22 protein-coding genes are annotated in these 20,871 nt (G+C 59.3%); 1 reads left to right on the top strand and 21 read right to left on the bottom strand.

What is annotated here, in order from left to right:
* Window positions 1-135: 135 nt before the first annotated feature.
* Complete coding sequence (gene leuA, locus CQ009_RS15110; protein WP_016984364.1) at window positions 136-1,815, top strand: 2-isopropylmalate synthase; 1,680 nt, start codon at window positions 136-138, stop codon at window positions 1,813-1,815.
* 100 nt (window positions 1,816-1,915) lie between these two features.
* On the opposite strand, the gene CQ009_RS15115 is transcribed toward leuA, so the two are convergent.
* The 21 genes from CQ009_RS15115 to trmJ form a co-directional block, all read right to left on the bottom strand.
* Complete coding sequence (locus tag CQ009_RS15115; protein WP_064392053.1) at window positions 1,916-2,707, bottom strand: amidohydrolase; 792 nt, start codon at window positions 2,705-2,707, stop codon at window positions 1,916-1,918.
* Window positions 2,695-3,843, bottom strand: coding sequence for a pyridoxal phosphate-dependent aminotransferase (locus CQ009_RS15120; protein ID WP_064392055.1), 1,149 nt, complete (start codon window positions 3,841-3,843; stop codon window positions 2,695-2,697). Before CQ009_RS15120 ends, CQ009_RS15115 begins: the two co-directional genes overlap by 13 nt.
* 245 nt (window positions 3,844-4,088) lie before the next feature.
* Window positions 4,089-5,558: a ribosome biogenesis GTPase Der gene (gene der, locus CQ009_RS15125; protein WP_008084638.1), complete on the bottom strand. Its 1,470-nt coding sequence runs from the start codon at window positions 5,556-5,558 to the stop codon at window positions 4,089-4,091.
* Window positions 5,559-5,694: 136 nt separating this feature from the next.
* On the bottom strand, window positions 5,695-6,846 hold the full coding sequence (bamB, locus tag CQ009_RS15130) for an outer membrane protein assembly factor BamB (RefSeq protein ID WP_034156262.1): 1,152 nt from the start codon (window positions 6,844-6,846) through the stop codon (window positions 5,695-5,697).
* Window positions 6,839-7,480 carry a tetratricopeptide repeat protein gene (locus tag CQ009_RS15135; RefSeq protein ID WP_038362971.1) on the bottom strand — a complete coding sequence of 214 codons (642 nt, stop codon included), beginning with the start codon at window positions 7,478-7,480 and terminating at the stop codon, window positions 6,839-6,841. Before CQ009_RS15135 ends, bamB begins: the two co-directional genes overlap by 8 nt.
* A 41-nt stretch (window positions 7,481-7,521) precedes the next feature.
* Entirely contained in the window at window positions 7,522-8,811 is a 1,290-nt protein-coding gene (hisS, locus tag CQ009_RS15140; RefSeq protein ID WP_064392057.1) for a histidine--tRNA ligase, read from the bottom strand.
* 37 nt (window positions 8,812-8,848) lie between these two features.
* A complete protein-coding gene (gene ispG, locus CQ009_RS15145) occupies window positions 8,849-9,958 on the bottom strand; it encodes a flavodoxin-dependent (E)-4-hydroxy-3-methylbut-2-enyl-diphosphate synthase (RefSeq protein WP_008084646.1) in 1,110 nt (369 codons plus the stop codon).
* A 3-nt stretch (window positions 9,959-9,961) separates the two neighbouring features.
* Window positions 9,962-10,996, bottom strand: coding sequence for a RodZ family helix-turn-helix domain-containing protein (locus CQ009_RS15150; RefSeq protein WP_105707209.1), 1,035 nt, complete (start codon window positions 10,994-10,996; stop codon window positions 9,962-9,964).
* Entirely contained in the window at window positions 10,996-11,754 is a 759-nt protein-coding gene (gene pilW / locus CQ009_RS15155; RefSeq protein WP_016984372.1) for a type IV pilus biogenesis/stability protein PilW, read from the bottom strand. Before pilW ends, CQ009_RS15150 begins: the two co-directional genes overlap by 1 nt.
* Window positions 11,755-11,766: 12 nt before the next feature.
* Window positions 11,767-12,915 carry a 23S rRNA (adenine(2503)-C(2))-methyltransferase RlmN gene (rlmN, locus tag CQ009_RS15160; RefSeq protein ID WP_038362965.1) on the bottom strand — a complete coding sequence of 383 codons (1,149 nt, stop codon included), beginning with the start codon at window positions 12,913-12,915 and terminating at the stop codon, window positions 11,767-11,769.
* A gap of 28 nt (window positions 12,916-12,943) precedes the next feature.
* On the bottom strand, window positions 12,944-13,369 hold the full coding sequence (gene ndk, locus CQ009_RS15165) for a nucleoside-diphosphate kinase (protein WP_007916882.1): 426 nt from the start codon (window positions 13,367-13,369) through the stop codon (window positions 12,944-12,946).
* 87 nt (window positions 13,370-13,456) lie between these two features.
* The gene (gene iscX / locus CQ009_RS15170; protein WP_047599296.1) at window positions 13,457-13,657 is read right to left on the bottom strand and encodes a Fe-S cluster assembly protein IscX; all 201 of its coding nucleotides are present in this window, start codon (window positions 13,655-13,657) and stop codon (window positions 13,457-13,459) included.
* 14 nt (window positions 13,658-13,671) lie between these two features.
* Window positions 13,672-14,013 (bottom strand): ISC system 2Fe-2S type ferredoxin, encoded by a 342-nt coding sequence (gene fdx, locus CQ009_RS15175; protein WP_064392064.1) that lies wholly within the window; start codon window positions 14,011-14,013, stop codon window positions 13,672-13,674.
* On the bottom strand, window positions 14,013-15,878 hold the full coding sequence (gene hscA, locus CQ009_RS15180; RefSeq protein WP_105707211.1) for a Fe-S protein assembly chaperone HscA: 1,866 nt from the start codon (window positions 15,876-15,878) through the stop codon (window positions 14,013-14,015). The genes fdx and hscA overlap by 1 nt, the downstream gene beginning before the upstream one ends.
* A gap of 51 nt (window positions 15,879-15,929) precedes the next feature.
* Complete coding sequence (gene hscB / locus CQ009_RS15185; RefSeq protein WP_064392068.1) at window positions 15,930-16,451, bottom strand: co-chaperone HscB; 522 nt, start codon at window positions 16,449-16,451, stop codon at window positions 15,930-15,932.
* Between the two features lie 8 nt (window positions 16,452-16,459).
* A complete protein-coding gene (gene iscA / locus CQ009_RS15190) occupies window positions 16,460-16,783 on the bottom strand; it encodes an iron-sulfur cluster assembly protein IscA (protein ID WP_003227904.1) in 324 nt (107 codons plus the stop codon).
* A 34-nt stretch (window positions 16,784-16,817) separates the two neighbouring features.
* Window positions 16,818-17,204 carry a Fe-S cluster assembly scaffold IscU gene (iscU, locus tag CQ009_RS15195; RefSeq protein ID WP_007916892.1) on the bottom strand — a complete coding sequence of 129 codons (387 nt, stop codon included), beginning with the start codon at window positions 17,202-17,204 and terminating at the stop codon, window positions 16,818-16,820.
* 100 nt (window positions 17,205-17,304) lie between these two features.
* The gene (locus CQ009_RS15200) at window positions 17,305-18,519 is read right to left on the bottom strand and encodes an IscS subfamily cysteine desulfurase (RefSeq protein WP_008084662.1); all 1,215 of its coding nucleotides are present in this window, start codon (window positions 18,517-18,519) and stop codon (window positions 17,305-17,307) included.
* A gap of 59 nt (window positions 18,520-18,578) precedes the next feature.
* Window positions 18,579-19,070, bottom strand: a complete 492-nt coding sequence (gene iscR / locus CQ009_RS15205; protein WP_003227911.1) for a Fe-S cluster assembly transcriptional regulator IscR — start codon at window positions 19,068-19,070, stop codon at window positions 18,579-18,581.
* 245 nt (window positions 19,071-19,315) lie between these two features.
* Window positions 19,316-20,092, bottom strand: coding sequence for a serine O-acetyltransferase (gene cysE / locus CQ009_RS15210; protein ID WP_105707261.1), 777 nt, complete (start codon window positions 20,090-20,092; stop codon window positions 19,316-19,318).
* Window positions 20,093-20,095: 3 nt separating this feature from the next.
* On the bottom strand, window positions 20,096-20,866 hold the full coding sequence (gene trmJ / locus CQ009_RS15215; RefSeq protein WP_105707213.1) for a tRNA (cytosine(32)/uridine(32)-2'-O)-methyltransferase TrmJ: 771 nt from the start codon (window positions 20,864-20,866) through the stop codon (window positions 20,096-20,098).
* Window positions 20,867-20,871: the final 5 nt, after the last annotated feature.

Below are 20,871 nucleotides of genomic sequence, written 5' to 3' on the forward strand. Positions count from 1 at the left end.
GCCAGCACCGCAGCCTGTGCCTTGTCAGCGCACGACTGCCGGGCTGAATCGCGGCACCTCGTCCCACGCTTTCCCAGAACATTCGTAACACCGGCAGGCCGCCTCTTTTCGGCCCAGACAATAAGGAATTTCCCGATGAGCATGCTCAAAGATCCGTCTTCGAAATACCGCGCGTTTCCTGTCATCAACCTGCCGGATCGCACCTGGCCGTCGAAAACCATCGACACCGCGCCGATCTGGTGCAGCTCCGACCTGCGCGACGGCAACCAGTCACTGATCGAGCCGATGGACGCGGTGAAGAAACTGCGTTTCTGGAAAACCCTCGTGCAAGTCGGCGTGAAGGAAATCGAAGCGTCGTTCCCAGCCGCTTCGCAAACCGACTTCGACTTCGTGCGTACCCTGATCGAAGAAGGCCACATCCCGGACGACACCACCATTCAGGTGCTGACCCAGGGCCGTGAAGACTTGATCGAGCGCACCTTCGAATCCCTGCGCGGCGCGAAGAAAGCCATCGTTCACCTGTACAACGCCACCTCGCCGTCTTTCCGTCGCATCGTTTTCAACCAGGACAAGGACGGTATCAAGGCCATCGCCGTGAACGCCGCCAAGCTGTTCGTCAAATATGCAGCCATGCAGCCGGACACCGAATGGACGTTTGAATACTCGCCGGAAACCTTCAGCGCTACCGAGCTGGAATTCGCCAAGGAAGTCTGTGATGCGGTGATCGAGGTGTGGAACCCGACGCCTGAGCACAAGATGATCCTCAACCTGCCCGCCACCGTTGAATGCGCAACGCCGAACATCTACGCCGACCAGATCGAGTGGTTCGGCCGCAACATCAACCGTCGTGACAGCGTGATCATCAGCCTGCACACCCACAACGACCGTGGCACCGGCGTCGCTGCCACCGAGCTGGGCCTGATGGCTGGCGCCGATCGCGTCGAAGGCTGCCTGTTCGGCAACGGCGAACGCACCGGTAACGTCGACCTCGTCACCGTCGCATTGAACATGTACACCCAGGGTCTCGACCCGCAGCTGGACTTCTCCGACATCGACGGCGTGCGTAAAGTCGTTGAGGAGTGCAACCAGATTCAGGTTCACCCGCGTCACCCGTACGTTGGCGACCTGGTGCACACCGCGTTCTCCGGCTCGCACCAGGATGCAATCCGCAAAGGCTTCTCCCAACAGAAACCGGACGCACTGTGGGAAGTGCCGTACTTGCCGATCGACCCGGCTGACATCGGTCGCAGCTACGAAGCGGTGATCCGCGTCAACAGCCAGTCGGGTAAGGGCGGCATCGCCTACTTGCTGGAGCAGGAGTACGGCATCAGCCTGCCACGTCGCATGCAGATCGAATTCAGCCAGGTTGTGCAGCGTGAAACCGACCGTCTGGGTCTGGAGATGACCGCCAAGCAGATCCATTCGCTGTTGATCAGCGAATACCTGCAAGCCAACACTCCTTACGCGCTGGTCAGCCATCGCCTGCAGGAAGAAAACGGTAACAGCGCCGTCGAAGTGGAAGTGGCGAGCAAAGGTCAGGGCGAAACCAACCTGCACTGGCGTGGCAAGGGCAACGGTGCGCTGGAAGCACTGGTCGCCGGTCTGCCGGTTCCGGTGGAGATCATGGACTACAACGAACACGCGATTGGCGCAGGTACCAACGCCAAGGCAGCGGCGTACATCGAGCTGCGGGTGAACGGTGAACGTGCGGTGCACGGCGTGGGTATCGATGAAAACATCACCACGGCCAGCTTCAAGGCGCTGTTCAGCGCACTGAACCGCTCGCTGAGCCAGCCTGAGGCGAAAGCGGCGTAAGCCTTTGCAGCAATGCAAAAGGCCCCGAAGTGCGAACTCCGGGGCCTTTTTTTGCCTGATGCGCTCGTTCCCAAGCAGAGCGTGGGAACGATCAGTTACCTCAGGTGAACTCGAAGGTGTCGGCATCCAGATTCGCCGGGAAGCGCTCACGATAAGCCGCCAATGGTGCGGCCTCCAAAACCACCTTGAACACGCCGTCCGCCTCCCCCGCCGCCAGCAAGGTTTCACCCTGGAAATCCAGCACCTGACTGTCGCCGGTGTAAGCGAAACCCTTGCCGTCGGTGCCAACGCGATTCACCGCCGCCACATAACAAAGGTTTTCGATCGCTCGCGCTGGCAACAGGCGATTCCAGTGCAGACGTCGCGCACCCGGCCAGTTGGCGGTGTACAGCAGCAGATCTGTGTCCTGCGCATCGCGGCTCCACACCGGGAAACGCAGGTCGTAACAAATCAGCGGGCGGATACGCCAGCCCTTGAGTTCGAACTGCACCTGCCGTTCGCCGGGGGTGTAATGGTTGTGCTCGCCGGCCATGCGGAACAGATGACGCTTGTCGTAATGCAGCACTTCACCGTCCGGCCGCGCCCACAACAGGCGATTGCGATGGCTGCCGTCAGCAGCCTGAATAATCACGCTGCCGGTAATCACCGCATCGAGTTTCGCCGCCTGAACGCGCAGCCATTTACTGGTCGGACCGTTCTCGGCTTCGGCGAGCGTTTCTGACTCCATGGAGAAACCGGTGGTGAACATTTCCGGCAGGATGATCAGATCAGCGCCCTGTGCCTGCTCCAGCAACTGCTCGAAATGCTCGAAGTTGGCCTGACGGTCGTGCCAGGCCAAAGTGGTCTGGATCAGCGCCAGATTGAGATCAGGTAATGCACTCAGATCACGCATAGTTTCGCCGCCGCCTCACGCAGCGTCTCCTCGCGTTTGGCAAAGCACAGGCGCACGAGGCGCTGGCCTTCAGGTGGGTTCTGGTAAAACACCGACACCGGAATACTCGCCACGCCGTGTTCGCGGGTCATCCACATGGCCATCTCGACGTCATTCAGGTCAGGACGGATCTGTGAGTAATCGACCAGTTGGAAATAGGTGCCGGTGACACGTTTGAAGGTGAAGCGCGACGGCGTCAACAGATCACAGAACAGGTCGCGCTTGGCCTGATAGAAACCCGGCAGTTCTTCGACGTGTTCCGGGTGCTCGGCCATGTAATCGGCCAGGGCATATTGCAGCGGAGTGACACCGCAGAAACTGACGTACTGGTGGACTTTGCGCAGTTCGGCCGTCAGCGCCGGCGGCGCGACGACGTAGCCGGTCTTCCAGCCGGTGACGTGATAGGTCTTGCCGAACGAGCTGACCACGAACGCGCGCTGATACAGCTCTTCATGGGCGAGCACACTGACGTGCGGCACGCCGTCAAACACCAGGTGCTCGTAGACTTCGTCGCTGATCAGGTAAATGTCGCGATCGCGGATCAGCGCTGCGAGTTGATCCAGTTCCGCACGACTGATCAACGCGCCGCTTGGGTTGTGTGGGGTGTTGATGACGATCATTTTCGTGCGCGGACTCAGGGCCGCGGCGAGCTGGTCGAAATCGATGGAGAAATCTTCCGGGTTCAATTGCACATGCACGCAGCGACCACCCGCCAACTCCGTGGCCGGCTCGTAGCTGTCGTAGCACGGATCGAACACGATGACTTCGTCGCCGCTGTGGATAACCGCTTGAATCGCACAGAAGATCGCCTGGGTCGCGCCCGGTGTGACCGTCACTTCGCTGTCGGCATTGACCTGCACGCCATAGCTGCGAGCGATTTTCGCCGCAATCTGCTCGCGCAAGGCCGGCAATCCGGTCATCGGCGAATACTGGTTATGACCACTGGCAATGTGCCGACCGACCGCGTCACGCAGAGACTGCGGGCCGTCAAAATCAGGAAAACCCTGAGACAGGTTGATCGCGCCGGTTTGCGCCGCGAGCTGAGACATCTGCGTGAAAATAGTGATGCCGACATTCGGCAGCTTACTGGTGATCATCGGGGGTTCCCTGCTCAACACCCGGCTCTGACGACGGCGCGGGAGAGCCCGAGGATAGCCCATCCGGCGCCCATAAAAAAAGGGCGCCGGATGGCGCCCTTCTCTCATGCTGATCGTTGCTGATCATTCCTACGCTCTGCGTGGGAATGCAGCCTTGGACGCTCTGCGTCCGCCGCTTTTGTGACGCAGAGCGTCACGGGATACATTCCCACGCGGAGCATGGGAACGATCAACAGCCAGCGACCTTATTTCTTGTCGCGGCGCTTCTTGTCAGCTTTCTTGCTGTGCGACATCATCCGACGCTTCCTGTTGACCTGGCGGTCGGTCAGCGTGTTTTTGTTGCCTTCGTACGGGTTCTCGCCGCCCTTGAACTCGATGCGGATCGGCGTACCGACCAGCTTCAGCACACGACGGTAAGTATTCTCCAGATAGCGCACGTACGACTTCGGCACTTTCTCGATCTGGTTACCGTGGATCACGATGATCGGCGGGTTGGCACCACCCAAGTGGGCGTAGCGCAACTTGATCCGGCGGTTGTTGACCATCGGTGGCGCGTGCTCGCCAACCGCATCTTCCAGAATCTGGGTCAGACGGTTGGTCGGCCAGCGGGTGACCGCCGACTTGAACGAGTTCTGCACCGAAGCGTAGAGGTTGCCCACGCCGGTGCCGTGCAGGGCCGAGATGAAGTGAATGTCGGCGTAGTCAACGAAGAACAACCGACGCTGCAACTCGACCTTGACGAAGTCGCGCTCGCTCGGCGTCATGCCGTCCCATTTGTTGATCGCGATCACCAGCGCACGACCCGACTCGATGGCGAAGCCCAGCAGGTTGAGGTCGTGATCGACCACACCTTCGCGGGCGTCCATCACAAAGATCACCACGTTGGCGTCTTTGATCGCTTGCAGGGTTTTGACCACGGAGAATTTTTCGACTTCTTCGTGGATCTTGCCGCGCTTGCGCACACCAGCGGTGTCGATCAGCGTGTACTTCTCTTCATTGCGTTCGAACGGAATGTAGATACTGTCGCGCGTGGTGCCCGGCTGGTCGTAAACGATAACCCGGTCTTCACCGAGCATACGGTTGACCAGCGTCGATTTACCGACGTTGGGACGACCGATGATGGCGATCTTGATCCCGTCTTTTTCGCTCGGGCCAGGAATGCGCTTGGCTTCCTCGCCTTCGGCAACGATCTCTTCTTCGCCGTCTTCCGGCTCTTCTTCGTCTTTCGGGAAATCACCCAGGGCGATTTCCAGCATCTGCGTGATGCCACGGCCGTGAGCACCGGCGATCGGGATCGCGTGGCCCATGCCCAATGGAGCGAACTCAGCGCGGGCCATTTCCGGGTCGATGTTGTCGACCTTGTTGGCCACCACGTAGGAACGCTTGTTACGTTTGCGCAGGTGTTCGGCGATCATCTGGTCGGCGGCGGTGAAACCGGCCTTGGCATCTACCAGGAACAGCACAACGTCTGCTTCTTCAATGGCCAGCAGCGACTGCTCGGCCATTTTTTCGTCCATACCGTGCTCGTCACCGGAGATACCACCGGTGTCGACCAGAATGTAGGAACGCCCTTGCCACTTGGCCTCACCGTACTGGCGATCACGGGTCAGACCGGACAAGTCGCCGACAATGGCGTCGCGAGTCCTGGTCAGGCGGTTGAACAAGGTGGACTTGCCGACGTTCGGTCGGCCCACCAGGGCGATTACGGGAACCATGCGGCTCTCCACTTCGTTATTTCAGAAAATACAAAAGCCGCTGCGAGGCAGCGGCTGGTGCTCGGGGCAACGCCTGTTAGCGCTGCAAGCCCCATGAATCCGGGGCCGCCTGGGGGTTTAACCCCAAGCATAGTTGTTACTTGATGGTCAGGGCTTCCAGTTTGCCGCTGTTGCCATATACATAAATCGTGTCACCCACCACCAGCGGACGGGCACGCAGGCCGTCGCTGTCGATGCGCTCACGGCCGACGAAACGACCGTCAACCTGACTCAGCAGGTGCAGATAACCTTCCAGGTCACCCACTGCAACATAGCTGGAGAACACTTCCGGAGCCGACAGTTGACGGCGAGCCAGCGAATCGTTGCTCCACAATGCTGTGGTGGAACGCTCGTCGACGCCTTCAACGGTGCCCGAAGACAGGCTCACGTAAACGCTGCCGAAACCCTGAGCAATACCAGCGTAGCTCGACGCATCGCGCTGCCAGAGTTGACGACCGCTTTCCAGGTCCAGTGCCGCCACGCGACCCTGATAGCTGGCAACGTACAAAGTACCGCCGGACAGCAGCAGACCGCCGTCGATGTCGACCACGCGCTCCAGTTCCGAACGACCTTGTGGAATCGCAATGCGTTGTTCCCAGACCGGCACGCCGTTGGAAATGTCCAGAGCAACCACTTTACCGGTCGACAGGCCAGCCACCGCGAGGCGGTTGGTCACCAGCGGGGCACTGGTGCCACGCAGGGTCAGTACGGCCGGGGTGCTGTCATACACCCAGCGCTGAGTACCGGTCGATGCATCCAGACCGATCAGACGATCGTCCTGAGTCTGCACAACCACCACGTCACCGTTGTTGGCCGGTGGCGCGAGGACTTCGCTGTTGACGCGAGCGCGCCACTTCTCTTCACCGTTGCTGGTGTCCAGAGCGACGACTTCACCGCGCAGGGTGCCGATCAGAACCAGACCGTAACCCACGCCAACGGCGCCGGAGACAGGCAGGTCAAGATCCTGCTTCCATTTCACGTCGCCATTGCCGCGATCCATGGCCATCACCACGCCGGTCACATCGGCGGCGTAGATGGTGTCACCGTCGATCGCCGGCACCAGCATGTTGTAGGTTTCGCCCTGACCGTCACCGATCGAACGACTCCACTGCTTGTGCAGAACCACTTCTTCTTTGAAGTCGGTCAGTTCAGCCGGTGGCAATTCTTTCTTGCTGTTGCTGCTGCAACCCGCGGCCAGAAGGGCCAGAGCCAGCAATGCTGCATGCTTCCAACGGATCACGTCACGCATCCCCTTTGGCCAGGTCGTCGAGCTTGATTTGAAGGCCACCGACCGCCGCTTCATCCGACAGTGCCGCCTTGGCTTTTTGATACGCCTTGTTCGCGTCATCGGTACGGCCCAACTGCACCAGCAGGTCGCCCTTGAGTTCTTCGCGAGTCGCCAGGAACGCTTTGTCGGCGTCGCCGTCGAGCAGTTTCAGGGCATCTTCAGCCTTGTTCTGTGCGCCGAGTACCTGCGCCAGACGCTGACGGGCGATTTCGCCCAGCGCCGGGTTGGCCGGTTTGTCGACGATGGCTTTCAGCTCGGTCGCGGCGTCGTCCAGCTTGCCGCTGTCCACAGCCACTTTGGCCACGAACAGGCTGCCGTACTGCGCATAGGCAGAACCGCCGAACTCGCTGTTGAGCTTGCCGGCCAAGTCCGCAACGCGGGCGGCATCAGGCTTGCCGTCAGGCGTCAGCGTGGTTTCCAGCAATTGCTGATAGAGCACCGAGGCGCCTTGCGACTGGTTGCTCTGGTATTTGTGATATGCCTGCCAGCCGAACACGATGACCAGCGCCAACAGGCCGCCGGTGACCAGAGGTTTGCCGTTGCGTGTCCACCAGTCCTTCAAATCCGCCAACTGTTCGTCTTCGGTACTCGACACCCCAATACTCCTTAATCGCTAAATCGGCTGTTTGGACAGCTTCAACCCTGCACGACGCAGGTGGCCAGGTGAGCGGCGAGCGCATCCCAGGCAATGCTTTGTTGTTCGCCCTGGCCACGCAGGGGTTTGAAACCTACCACTTGCTGGGCCATTTCGTCGTCACCGAGGATCAGTGCGTACAGCGCACCGCTCTTGTCGGCCTTCTTGAACTGGCTTTTGAAGCTGCCGGCGCCGGCATTGACTTGCAGGCGCAGGTTTGGAAGTTGATCGCGAACACGTTCTGCCAGGGCCAGACCGGCCAGCTCGGCTTCTTCACCGAAGGCGCAGAGGTAGACATCGACCTGACGGGAGATTTCTTCCGGGATCTGCTCCAGGGTTTCGAGCATCAACACCAGACGCTCGATGCCCATGGCGAAACCGACGCCAGTGGTCGGCTTGCCGCCCATCTGCTCGACCAGACCGTCGTAACGACCGCCGGCGCAGACAGTGCCCTGGGCGCCGAGCTTGTCGGTGACCCATTCGAAAACGGTTTTGCTGTAGTAATCGAGGCCGCGCACCAGCTTCGGGTTGAGCACGTAAGGGATGCCGACGGCATCCAGACGCGATTTCAAGCCTTCGAAGTGAGCACGGGATTCGTCGTCGAGGTAGTCGGCCATTTTCGGCGCATCGACCAGCACTGCTTGGGTGTCGGCATTTTTTGTGTCGAGCACGCGCAGCGGGTTGGTTTTCAGGCGACGCTGGCTGTCTTCGTCGAGCTTGTCGTGGTGCGCCGAGAGGTACTCGACCAGCGCTTCACGGTAGCGACCACGGGACTCGCTGGTGCCGAGGCTGTTGAGTTCGAGTTTGACCGCATCACGAATGCCCAGCTCGCCCCACAGGCGCCAGGTCATGGTGATCAGCTCGGCGTCGATGTCCGGACCGTCGAGGTTGAACACTTCCAGACCGATCTGGTGGAACTGGCGATAACGACCTTTCTGCGGACGCTCGTGGCGGAACATCGGGCCGATGTACCAGAGTTTCTGCACCTGGCCACCGCCGGTAATGCCGTGCTCAAGTACAGCACGCACGCACGCCGCCGTGCCTTCCGGACGCAGGGTCAGGGAGTCGCCGTTGCGGTCTTCGAAGGTATACATCTCTTTTTCGACGATGTCGGTCACTTCACCGATCGAGCGCTTGAACAGCTCGGTGAACTCGACGATCGGCATGCGGATCTGCTTGTAACCGTAGTTATCCAGCAGACGTGCGACAGTGCCTTCGAAATAACGCCACAGGGGGGTCTGTTCGGGCAGGATGTCGTTCATGCCACGAATGGCTTGCAATGACTTGCTCACTTTAAATCCTTAAATTCGTTCGGCTCTTCAGTCAGGGTCAGCCGCGCGCAATTACGGCAGCGTCAGCTTCGACCTTTTCGGCCGCTTTCTGGCGGATCAGCCTTTCCAGCTCGTCCACCAGATTGTCATTCGTCAGTTTCTGCGCCGGCTTGCCGTCGATGTAAATCAGGTTTGGCGTGCCGCCGGTCAAGCCGATATGGGCTTCCTTGGCTTCGCCGGGGCCGTTGACCACGCAACCGATCACCGCGACATCCAGCGGCACCAGCAGGTCTTCAAGGCGCCCTTCCAGCTCGTTCATGGTTTTCACCACATCGAAGTTCTGCCGCGAGCAGCTCGGGCAGGCGATGAAGTTGATGCCACGGGAACGCAGATGCAAAGACTTGAGAATGTCGTAACCGACCTTCACTTCCTCAACCGGATCGGCCGCCAGCGAGATGCGGATAGTATCGCCAATCCCCTCGGCGAGCAGCATACCTAGGCCCACGGCGGATTTCACTGTGCCCGAACGCAATCCACCGGCTTCGGTGATGCCCAGGTGCAGCGGCTGAACGATTTCTTTCGCCAGCAAGCGGTAGGCTTCGACGGCCATGAACACGTCGGAAGCCTTCACGCTGACCTTGAAGTCCTGGAAATTCAGGCGTTCGAGGTGTTCAACGTGGCGCAAAGCAGATTCGACCAGCGCCGCTGGCGTCGGCTCGCCGTATTTCTTCTGCAGGTCTTTTTCCAGCGAACCGGCGTTGACGCCGATGCGGATCGGAATTCCGCGATCACGCGCTGCATCGACCACCGCACGAACACGGTCTTCACGACCGATGTTGCCCGGGTTGATACGCAGGCAATCCACACCCAGCTCAGCGACTCGCAAAGCAATCTTGTAGTCGAAGTGGATGTCGGCAACCAGCGGCACCTTGACCAGTTGCTTGATTTTGCCGAAAGCCTCGGCGGCGTCCATGTCCGGCACCGAAACGCGGACGATATCGACGCCAGCGGCTTCCAGACGATTGATTTGCGCAACGGTGGCGGCAACGTCATTGGTGTCGCTGTTGGTCATGCTCTGCACCGCGATCGGCGCATCGCCGCCCACCGGTACGTTGCCGACCCAGATCTTGCGCGAAACGCGACGTTTGATTGGAGATTCGCCGTGCATGACTTATTGACCCAACTTCAGGCGAGCAGTCTCGCCACTGGTGAACGGAGCGATATCGACCGGTTGGCCGTTGTAGCTGACCTGCGCGGCACGGGCTACACCCAGACGCACGTTAAGCGGCGGCTTGCCGGAAACGCTGACGCTATCGCCTTTATGCTTGAGACCACTGAAGATCACTTTGCCACGACCGTCGGTCACTTGTGCCCAGCAATCGGCGCTGAACTGCAGTTGTACCTGACCATCGCCAGCCACTGGTGCGACCGTTTCTGCGGGGGCTGCCGGGGCAGCAGGAACAACCGGAGCGGTAACGGTCGGCGCTGGAGTGGCCGGCACGTTTGGCGCTGGGGTAGCCGGAGTAGCAACAACCGGTGCCGGCGTATGAACCGGGGCGGTCGGCGTTGCAGCCGAAGCAGTTGGAGTGGTTGCCGGAGCAGCGCCTTCGGCACCGGTCGATTCAGCCGTGGTTTCGGACTGAGGCAGCGCCAGTGTCGTCGAAGTGTCAGCCTGATTTTCCTCGACTGCCTGGTCTTCCGGCTCATCGATCGGGTGAATCTGGGTCGTACCGTCGGCACCTTCGACTTCAACGTGCTCAGGCGCCAGAGACGTCAGGTCCTTGGTGCGCAGCGAGGTCTGATCCTGCCACCAGACGAAACCGCCGCCGATGACCGCAATCAGCAACAACAGGCTGACGATCCGCAAAATGGTGTGGGAGACCCGCACCGGCTCTTCGATACGGCCGAGGGCGTGAACATTGCTGCCTTGGGAATCGGTACCGGTGGATTGGTCGAACTGCTGAACCAGAACGGTCTGGTCCATGCCGAGCAATTTGGCATAGGCGCGAATATAACCGCGAGCGAAGGTATGCCCCGGCAGCTTGTCGAAAGCGCCGGCTTCAAGATTGCTCAGGGAAGTCACGGTGAGGTTGAGCTTGAGGGCCACTTCGGCCAGCGACCAGCCATTGCTTTCGCGGGCCTGGCGCAGGGTCTCACCGGGGTTAACGCGATTCGCTGCTACAACTTCGGGATGCGCCGCTTTCATCATTGCTCCGACAGGTATTGCTGATATTCCGGCGTACCGGGATAGAGTCGTTTTAATTGCAGGCCATAACTGGCGGCCTTGTCGCGATCTTCAAACACTTTTGCCAGCCGAACGCCGAGCAATAGACTACGTGCATTTTGTTCGGTGAGCAGGCTGAAACGGTCGTAATAGTCACGCGCGGGCACATAATGCCTGTCTTCGAAGGACAACTCAGCCATTTCCAGCAATGCGCGCGGTTGTTGACGGTTCAAACGCAGTGCCTTTTCCAGCTGTTGCTGCGCCAGATCACGCTGACCGAGCTTCGCGGCCGTCATGCCGAGGTTCTCGAACACACGCGAACGCTCAGGATACAGGGTATCGGCGGCGGCCTGTTCAAAACGCTCGTAGGCTTCTTTATAACGCTGTTGTTCGTAGAGAAAACTGCCGTAGTTGTTGAGGATGCGCGCATCGGCAGGACGGGAGGACAAAGCCTTGCGGAAGTGTTCGTCGGCCAGCTCAGGCTCCATTTCAGACTGGAACACCAAGCCGAGGGCCGCATTGGCATCCGGATCGGAACCGTCGATCTCCAGTGCCTTCTTCAGCGGCACCTTGGCCCGCTCGCTCATGCCTTGCTGCAAGTATCCCAGCCCCAGCTGCACGTAGGCAGCCCGCGCTTCATCGCGGCCCTTGCTGGTCTTCATCGGGTTGTAGTCACCCGACAGGACACAACCAGCACACAGGCTGGCCAACAGCAACAGCAGCGCAAAGCGCAGGGACATAGAGATCCTCTCTTAGTTAGTGTTCGCGGCGTTCTGTGCCAGATCGCTGTCGGCGCTCAACTCACGCACGGCGATATAACGTTCGCTGCGACGGGTGCGATCCAGCACCTGCCCTACCAATTGACCACATGCAGCGTCGATGTCTTCACCACGGGTGGTGCGGACAGTGACGTTGAAACCGGCCTGATGCAACTGATCCTGGAAACGACGGATCGCGTTGTTGCTCGGGCGCTCGTACCCGGAATGCGGGAACGGGTTGAACGGAATCAGGTTGATCTTGCACGGAATATTCTTCAGTAGCTCGATCATCTCAACGGCGTGTTCAACTTTATCGTTGATGTCCTTGAGCAAGGTGTACTCGATGGTCAGCACGCGTTTTTCGCCCAGGGACGACATGTAGCGCTGGCACGACTCGAGCAGCATCTTAAGCGGATATTTCTTGTTGATCGGCACCAATTGGTTACGCAATGCGTCATTCGGTGCGTGCAGGGACAACGCCAGGGACACGTCGATGTGCTTGGCCAGCTCATCGATCATCGGCACCACGCCCGAAGTGGACAGGGTCACGCGGCGCTTGGAGATCCCGTAGCCGAGGTCATCCATCATCAGATGCATGGCGGCGACGACGTTGTCGAAGTTCAGCAGCGGCTCACCCATGCCCATCATCACCACGTTGGTGATGGCACGGTCGACGGTTGCCGGGACACTGCCGAAAGATTTGTTGGCAATCCACACCTGACCGATGACTTCGGCGGCGGTGAGGTTGCTATTGAAGCCTTGCTTGCCGGTGGAGCAGAAACTGCAATCCAGGGCACAGCCTGCCTGGGACGAAACGCACAATGTGCCGCGCTTGCCCTGGGGAATGTACACGGTCTCGACGCAGCTGCCGGACGCCACGCGCACCACCCATTTACGGGTGCCGTCGCTGGAGATGTCCTCGCTGACCACTTCCGGACCACGGACCTCAGCAATAACCTTGAGCTTGTCGCGCAAGGCCTTGCTGACGTTCGTCATGGCGTCGAAATCATCGACACCAAAGTGGTGAATCCATTTCATTACCTGACCGGCACGGAAACGCTTCTCCCCGATTGAGTCGAAGAATTTTTCCATTTCCTGTTGAGTCAGACCCAGCAGGTTGGTTTTTACAGTCGATGTAGTCATGGATTCACCTTCACTCTTAAGCCAATGCTTAGCGAGTGGTTACTTCAGTAGCTGCGAAGAAGTACGAGATTTCACGAGCAGCTGCGGCTTCGGAGTCCGAACCGTGAACAGCGTTGGCGTCGATGGAATCAGCGAAGTCAGCGCGGATGGTGCCGGCAGCAGCTTCTTTAGGGTTGGTAGCGCCCATCAGCTCACGGTTCAGAGCGATAGCGTTTTCGCCTTCCAGAACCTGAACAACAACAGGACCGGAGATCATGAAAGCAACCAGGTCGCCGAAGAAACCACGAGCGCTGTGCTCAGCGTAGAAGCCTTCAGCTTCGGCTTTGGACAGTTGCTTCAGTTTCGAAGCTACAACGCGCAGGCCGGCTTTTTCGAAACGAGTGGTGATTTCGCCGATGACGTTTTTTGCAACAGCGTCAGGCTTGATGATGGAGAAAGTGCGTTGAACAGCCATGGTGTAACTCCAGAAACGGTAATTTGCGAAAAATTAAACCCGCGAATTATACGCGGGTTCTTGGGTATTGCCTAACCTGCGAGACGATCAGTCCAATTCTTTGGCCCAGAGCGTCTGAACCGCTTCCAACACCTTCTCGCCAACACGACCAGAGGTATTGTCAAAATCCGGCAGCTCTTTGATCCATTGCTGCAGATCGACGAAATTGACAGAAAACGGGTCTACGCCCGGCTTGGCCTCGGCCAACTCTTCTGCAATGCGTTGAACATCATTCCAACCGTAGCTCATGACAGTCTTACCAGTCAGTGCGGCGCTTCGGCCGCATGATTAAGCGAATATTTCGGAATCTCGACGGTGATGTCTTCTTCACCAACGATAGCCTGGCAAGCCAGACGCGATTGCGCTTCCAGACCCCAGGCACGATCAAGGAAGTCTTCTTCCAGCTCGTCAGCCTCTTCCATCGAGTCGAAACCCTCACGGATGATGCAGTGACAAGTGGTGCACGCGCAGACGCCGCCGCAAGCACTTTCCATCTCGATGTGGTGTTCGTGGGCCAGTTCGAGAATCGAAGTGCCAGGCGCAGCGTCGACCACCATACCCTCAGGGCAGAACTTCTCGTGGGGCAGAAAAATGACCTGCGGCATCAGATATCCTCGATTTCATTCAGATTGCGCCCCGACAGAGCGGCTTTCACCGTCAGATCCATGCGGCGGGCAGCAAAGGCATCGGTCACTTGCGACAGACGCTTGGTCTGCTGCTCGATGGCATAACCATCAGTACCTTTCATCAGTTCGGCCAGCTCCTGCAGTTGCAGGTCGATAACCATGCGCTCTTCGGCGTCGAGCAAACGCTCGCCATCAACCTCAAGAGCGCCCTGCACCGCCTCAATCAGGCGCTGGGCATCGACTTGCTGCTCGCGCAGAACGCGGGCGACCTTGTCGTCATTGGCATGTTGGAACGAATCCTTGAGCATTTTGGCGATTTCGCCGTCGGTCAGACCGTAAGACGGCTTGACCTGAATGCTCGCCTCAACGCCCGAACCCAGTTCACGGGCAGAAACGCTGAGCAGACCGTCGGCATCGACCTGGAAGGTCACACGAATTTTCGCTGCACCGGCGACCATCGCTGGAATGCCGCGCAATTCAAAGCGCGCCAGCGAGCGGCAGTCACTGATCAGCTCGCGCTCACCCTGCAGCACGTGGATAGCCATGGCCGACTGACCGTCTTTATAAGTCGTAAAATCTTGTGCGCGAGCGACGGGGATGGTGGTGTTGCGCGGAATCACCTTCTCCATCAGGCCGCCCATGGTTTCCAGCCCCAGGGACAGCGGAATAACGTCGAGCAGCAGCAGTTCGCCGCCATCGCGCTTGTTGCCAGCCAGCGTATCAGCCTGGATCGCGGCGCCGATGGCCACCACTTGATCCGGATCGATTTCAGTCAGCGGCTGACGACCGAAGGCTTCGGCAACGGCTTCGCGAACACGCGGCACGCGCGTCGAACCGCCGACCATGACCACAGCGTGTACGTCGTCCAGTTCGATACCGGAATCGCGAACGGCGCGGCGGCAGGCTTTCAGGCTGCGTGCGACCATTGGCTCGATCAGCGCATCGAAGGCTTCGCGGGTCAACAGCGCTTTCCAGTCGCCATAGGCTACTTCAACGCTGGCCGCATCGGTCAGGGCTTCTTTGGCCGCGCAAGCGGTTTGCAGCAGATTGCGTTGTGCGCCCGGATCGAGATCGGCGGACAGACCGGCGCTCTCGATGATCCAGCCGGCAATCGCGTGATCGAAGTCATCGCCACCCAGCGCGCTGTCGCCGCCAGTGGCCAGCACTTCGAAAACACCGCCGGTCAGACGCAGAATGGAAATATCGAAAGTACCGCCACCCAGGTCATAAATCGCGACCAGACCTTCAGCGTGTTGATCCAGACCGTACGCCACGGCGGCTGCGGTCGGCTCATTGAGCAGACGCAACACGTTCAGACCGGCGAGCTTGGCCGCATCTTTGGTGGCCTGACGCTGAGCATCGTCGAAATACGCCGGAACGGTGATCACCGCGCCGACCAGTTCGCCACCCAACGTCGCTTCAGCACGCTGACGCAGGACTTTGAGGATGTCGGCAGAAACTTCGACCGGGCTTTTCGGGCCCTGCACGGTGTCGATGAACGGCATGTGCGATTCGCCGCCGACAAAGCGGTACGGCAGTTGCTCGCCCAATTGCTTGACGTCGGACAGACCACGACCCATCAAGCGCTTGACCGACAGCACAGTGTTCAAAGGATCGGAAGACGCGGCCAGCTTGGCCGACTCGCCGACTTCGACGCGATCGGCGTGGTAACGCACGGCGGAGGGCAGGATGACCTGCCCGTTGGCGTCGGCCAGCGGCTCGGAAAGACCACTGCGCAACGCAGCGACCAGCGAATTGGTAGTGCCCAGGTCGATACCCACAGCCAGGCGACGCTGGTGCGGTTGAGGACTTTGGCCGGGTTCGGCGATCTGCAGTAGAGCCATGGTAATCAGGTCTTGTCTGTCTATCAGGCGTGCATTCAGGGCAGCACTGGGTTAATCGTCGAGGCGCTCTTCTAACTGGCGCACTTCGTAGGTGAGCTTGTCGAGGAACTGCATGCGCCGCATCAGGCGTTCGGCCTGCTCACGTTGCGCTGCATCATCCCAACAGGCTGCGAAGCTTTCGTTGAGTTCTTCCTGAGCCACTTTCAGACGACGCTTGAATACCGCGACACCGTCGAGGTCGGCACTGTCCTGAAGGTCTTCGAGCTCTTCGCGCCATTGCATCTGCTGCAGAAGAAACTCGGGATCATGGACAGTGACTTCCATCGGCACTTCATGCCCGCTGATGGTCAGCAGGTAGCGTGCGCGCTGGGCCGGACTCTTGAGCGTCTGATAGGCGTCGTTGAGCCGCGCAGACTGCTCGAGTGCCGTGCGCTGCTCACGCTCGGAAGCGTCGGCGAAGCGGTCAGGATGAACGCCGCGCGCCAACTCGCGATAGCGCGTGGCCAACTGCTCGAGATCCAGACGGAAACCCGGTTGCAGCTCGAATAAAGCGAAATGACAAGGAATACCCACGACAAGCCTCAGATGTTGAAGCTTTCGCCGCAGCCACATTCACCGCGTACGTTGGGGTTGTTGAACTTGAAGCCTTCGTTCAACCCTTCCTTGACGAAGTCGAGCTCGGTGCCGTCCAGGTAGGCGAGGCTTTTCGGGTCGATGATCACTTTTTCGCCGTGACTCTCGAACACCTGATCCTCTGCAACCACCTCGTCGACAAACTCCAGCACGTAGGCAAGGCCGGAACAGCCTGTGGTGCGAACACCCAGACGAATCCCTTCACCTTTGCCGCGCCCGTCGAGGGAGCGCCGCACGTGTCGAGCAGCCGCTTCTGTCATGCTGATAGCCATCGGTGACTCCTTACTCGTCGCCAAATCCAGAAAGTCAGATCAAGCCTTTCTTCTGCTTGTAATCGCGAACAGCCGCTTTGATAGCGTCTTCAGCCAGTACCGAGCAGTGAATTTTCACTGGTGGCAGAGCCAGTTCTTCGGCCAGCTGGGTGTTCTTGATGGTTTCGGCTTCGTCCAGGGTCTTGCCCTTCATCCACTCGGTGGCGAGGGAGCTGGAAGCGATGGCCGAACCGCAGCCGTAGGTCTTGAACTTGGCATCTTCGATGATGCCAGCGTCGTTGACCTTGATTTGCAGACGCATTACGTCGCCGCACGCCGGAGCGCCGACCATGCCGGTGCCGACATCAGGATCTTCCGCGTTCATCTTGCCGACGTTGCGCGGGTTTTCGTAGTGGTCGATGACCTTTTCGCTGTAAGCCATGATTCTTAATCCTCACTCATCAGGGCCGCTCTTCAGCCCTGCAACTGCGCTGCGTAAACCGCCGCGTCGCTACAGGATCTGTATCCGGCGGCTTCTATATTTAGTGTGCCGCCCACTCGATTTTCGAGATATCGACGCCGTCTTTGTACATGTCCCACAGCGGCGACAGAGCGCGCAGCTTGGTAACGGCCTCGCAGACTTTCTGCGCGGCGTAGTCGATTTCTTCTTCGGTAGTGAAACGGCCGAAGGTGAAGCGGATCGAGCTGTGTGCCAGTTCGTCGTTGCGGCCCAGGGCGCGCAGTACGTACGAAGGCTCCAAGGACGCCGAGGTGCAGGCCGAACCGGACGACACTGCCAGATCCTTGAGCGCCATGATCAGCGACTCGCCTTCAACGTAGTTGAAGCTCAGGTTCAGGTTGTGCGGAACGCGGGCGGTCAGGCTGCCGTTGACGTACAGCTCTTCCAGATGCTCGACCTGCTTGTAGAAGCGGTCGCTCAACGCTTTGATACGGACGTTTTCGGCAGCCATGTCTTCTTTGGCTACGCGGAACGCTTCGCCCATGCCGACGATCTGGTGAGTCGCCAGGGTGCCGGAACGCATGCCACGCTCGTGTCCGCCGCCGTGCATGGTCGCTTCGATGCGCACACGCGGCTTGCGGCTGACGTACAGCGCGCCGATGCCTTTAGGGCCGTAGGTCTTGTGAGCGGAGAACGACATCATGTCGACTTTCAGTTTCTGCAGGTCGATCTCGACCTTGCCAGTGGACTGAGCGGCGTCGACGTGGAACAGGATGCCCTTGGCGCGGAGCATTTCGCCGATAGCAGCAATGTCGTTGACGGTGCCGATTTCGTTGTTCACGTGCATCACGGAGACCAGGATGGTGTCTTCGCGCAGTGCAGCTTCAATCATGGCCGGAGTGATCAGGCCGTCTTCTGTCGGCTCGAGGTAGGTCACTTCGAAACCTTCACGCTCCAGTTGGCGCATGGTGTCGAGGACAGCCTTGTGCTCAATCTTCGAGGTGATCAGGTGCTTGCCCTTGGAGCCGTAGAAATGCGCCGCACCCTTGATAGCCAGGTTGTCGGATTCGGTAGCGCCGGAGGTCCAGACGATTTCGCGCGGGTCGGCGTTGACCAGATCGGCCACCTGACGACGGGCGTTTTCGACGGACTCTTCAGCTTTCCAGCCAAACACGTGGGAACGGGACGCCGGGTTACCGAAGTTTCCGTCGACCAGCAGGCATTCACTCATTTTTTGCGCAACGCGCGGATCGACCGGGGTGGTCGCAGAGTAATCAAGGTAAATCGGCAATTTCATGGACTATCTCCTAAATCAGGGCTGGCATCAGGGCTGGCGTACCGCTAGCTCTTCGGCTGTCATTCGACGGCGGACGCTTCAATCTTGTCCAGGCGTGGCGCCTTGCTGTTGCAACGGCGCTGGTCCTGACGCTGGGCTACTTCTTGCACCTCACGGCGAGTTACAAGATCAGCCAAGCTGATACCACTTAGAAATTCGTGAATCTGCAGACTCAGATCGCACCACAGATGGTGGGTCAGGCAGGTGTCGCCGGAATGGCAATCGCCCTGGCCCTGGCACTTGGTGGCATCAACCGATTCGTTTACTGCATCGATCACCTGGGCGACCTGAATGCCCTGCATGTCGCGGGACAATTGGTAGCCGCCACCCGGACCGCGAACACTGGAAACCAGGTTGCTGCGGCGCAGCTTGGCGAACAGCTGCTCGAGGTAGGACAGGGAGATGCCTTGGCGCTCGGAGATATCGGCCAGGGACACGGGCCCGTGCTGCGCGTGCAACGCCAGGTCAAGCATGGCGGTCACGGCGTATCGGCCTTTTGTAGTCAGTCGCATGGACAGTTACCACGGAGTTCAGAATGGGGCGAGTATGCAATTCCCGAGTATTTAAGTCAACTTTAAGACCTAGTACTTTAGTCAGGATTACCCGCAAAAGAGCGCGCGAATGATAGCAGGGTCTGCGGCCTAATGGCACACCGGCCGGCGCAAGCTTCTGTAGGAGCTGCCGCAGGCTGCGATCTTTTGATTTTGCTCTATAGAAGATCAAGGGATCGCAGCCTTCGGCAGCTCCTACACAGGGCTTAGCTGGCTTTGGACTCGTCTTTGCCTTTGACGCAGGCGAAGTCTTCTTCACGCAGTTCAGGCAGATCTTTCGCACAATAATTGCTGCCAAGATCCTTCAGCGCACCACACATCCCTTCCAGCCGTCCGTCCACCGCTTGCAGGTGATCGAGCAACTGACCGATGGCGCGCGCCACCGGGTCGGGCATGTCTTCGCTGACGCCATAGGCATCGAAGCCGATCTTCTCGGCCATGGCCTTGCGCTTGGCGTCCTGCTCCTCGTCAGACTTGACGATGATCCGCCCCGGAATACCGACAACTGTGGCGCCCGGCGGCACTTCTTTGGTCACTACAGCGTTGGAACCAACCTTGGCGCCGGCGCCGACCGTGAACGGGCCAAGCACCTTGGCGCCAGCCCCCACAACCACACCATCACCCAACGTCGGGTGACGCTTGCCTTTGTTCCAGCTGGTGCCACCCAGAGTTACACCCTGATAAATGGTCACGTCATCGCCAATCTCGGCGGTTTCACCGATGACGATGCCCATGCCGTGGTCGATAAAGAAGCGTCGACCGACTTTGGCGCCCGGATGAATCTCGATCCCGGTCAACCAGCGTCCGAAGGTCGACACCAGCCGCGCCAGCCATTTCAGCTCGTTACGCCAGAGCATGCCGGCCAATCGATGAATCCAGATGGCATGCATGCCGGGGTAGCAGGTCAGGACTTCAAAAGCGTTACGCGCCGCCGGGTCTCGATGGAAAACGCTCTGGATATCTTCACGCAAACGCTCAAACATCATTTAGTCCTTCCGCTTAAGAAGCTCACCACGGGCCGCCTTCTGGGTTTCCGTGAGGATGCCACGCAAAATATTCATTTCCGCCCGGCTGACCGAGCTGCGTCCGTACAACCGGCGCAGGCGCGCCATCAAGTGCCGTGGCTTTTCCGGGTCGAGGAATTCGATGGCGACCAGCGTCTGCTCCAAGTGCTCATAAAAGCGCTCCAGCTCATCCATGGTCGCCAGCTCGGCGCTTTTCACCGAGGCCACTTCTTCTTTCTCGATCTTGCTCGGCTGACCTTGTGCAGCCAGCCAGGCCATGCGCACTTCATAGTTCAACACCTGCACCGCCGCGCCAAGGTTCAGCGAGCTGAACTCCGGATCGGAGGGGATGTGCACGTGAAAGTGACATCGCTGCAGCTCTTCGTTGGTCAGGCCGGAATCTTCACGACCGAACACCAGCGCAATTTCAGCGCCCTGCCCGGCTTCCTCGACCACTTTGGTGCCGCACTCGCGCGGATCCAGCAGTGGCCAGGGGATTCGACGGTCACGGGCGCTGGTGCCGAGCACCAGATTGCAGCCGACCAAGGCATCTTCCAGGGTGGCGACGACTTGTGCGCTTTCAAGAATGTCACCGGCACCGGAGGCGCGAGCATCGGCCTCGTGATGCGGAAACAGGCGCGGTTCGACCAGCACCAATCGCGACAGACCCATGTTTTTCATGGCGCGCGCGGCCCCGCCGATGTTGCCGGGGTGGCTGGTATTGACCAGGACGACACGAATGTTCTGCAGCAAGGGAG

Origin of the sequence: Pseudomonas sp. MYb2, assembly GCF_002979955.1 — a bacterium.
Classification (GTDB): domain Bacteria; phylum Pseudomonadota; class Gammaproteobacteria; order Pseudomonadales; family Pseudomonadaceae; genus Aquipseudomonas.

Bases quoted from the DNA above. Each gene is read 5' to 3' on its own strand.
- leuA (WP_016984364.1), top strand. From the start codon at position 136: ATGAGCATGCTCAAAGATCCGTCTTCGAAATACCGCGCGTTTCCTGTC.
- CQ009_RS15115 (WP_064392053.1), bottom strand. From the start codon at position 2,707: ATGCGTGATCTGAGTGCATTACCTGATCTCAATCTGGCGCTGATCCAG.
- CQ009_RS15120 (WP_064392055.1), bottom strand. From the start codon at position 3,843: ATGATCACCAGTAAGCTGCCGAATGTCGGCATCACTATTTTCACGCAG.
- der (WP_008084638.1), bottom strand. From the start codon at position 5,558: ATGGTTCCCGTAATCGCCCTGGTGGGCCGACCGAACGTCGGCAAGTCC.
- bamB (WP_034156262.1), bottom strand. From the start codon at position 6,846: ATGCGTGACGTGATCCGTTGGAAGCATGCAGCATTGCTGGCTCTGGCC.
- ispG (WP_008084646.1), bottom strand. From the start codon at position 9,958: ATGCACGGCGAATCTCCAATCAAACGTCGCGTTTCGCGCAAGATCTGG.
- CQ009_RS15150 (WP_105707209.1), bottom strand. From the start codon at position 10,996: ATGAAAGCGGCGCATCCCGAAGTTGTAGCAGCGAATCGCGTTAACCCC.
- pilW (WP_016984372.1), bottom strand. From the start codon at position 11,754: ATGTCCCTGCGCTTTGCGCTGCTGTTGCTGTTGGCCAGCCTGTGTGCT.
- rlmN (WP_038362965.1), bottom strand. From the start codon at position 12,915: ATGACTACATCGACTGTAAAAACCAACCTGCTGGGTCTGACTCAACAG.
- ndk (WP_007916882.1), bottom strand. From the start codon at position 13,369: ATGGCTGTTCAACGCACTTTCTCCATCATCAAGCCTGACGCTGTTGCA.
- iscX (WP_047599296.1), bottom strand. From the start codon at position 13,657: ATGAGCTACGGTTGGAATGATGTTCAACGCATTGCAGAAGAGTTGGCC.
- fdx (WP_064392064.1), bottom strand. From the start codon at position 14,013: ATGCCGCAGGTCATTTTTCTGCCCCACGAGAAGTTCTGCCCTGAGGGT.
- hscA (WP_105707211.1), bottom strand. From the start codon at position 15,878: ATGGCTCTACTGCAGATCGCCGAACCCGGCCAAAGTCCTCAACCGCAC.
- iscA (WP_003227904.1), bottom strand. From the start codon at position 16,783: ATGGCTATCAGCATGACAGAAGCGGCTGCTCGACACGTGCGGCGCTCC.
- iscU (WP_007916892.1), bottom strand. From the start codon at position 17,204: ATGGCTTACAGCGAAAAGGTCATCGACCACTACGAAAACCCGCGCAAC.
- CQ009_RS15200 (WP_008084662.1), bottom strand. From the start codon at position 18,519: ATGAAATTGCCGATTTACCTTGATTACTCTGCGACCACCCCGGTCGAT.
- iscR (WP_003227911.1), bottom strand. From the start codon at position 19,070: ATGCGACTGACTACAAAAGGCCGATACGCCGTGACCGCCATGCTTGAC.
- cysE (WP_105707261.1), bottom strand. From the start codon at position 20,092: ATGTTTGAGCGTTTGCGTGAAGATATCCAGAGCGTTTTCCATCGAGAC.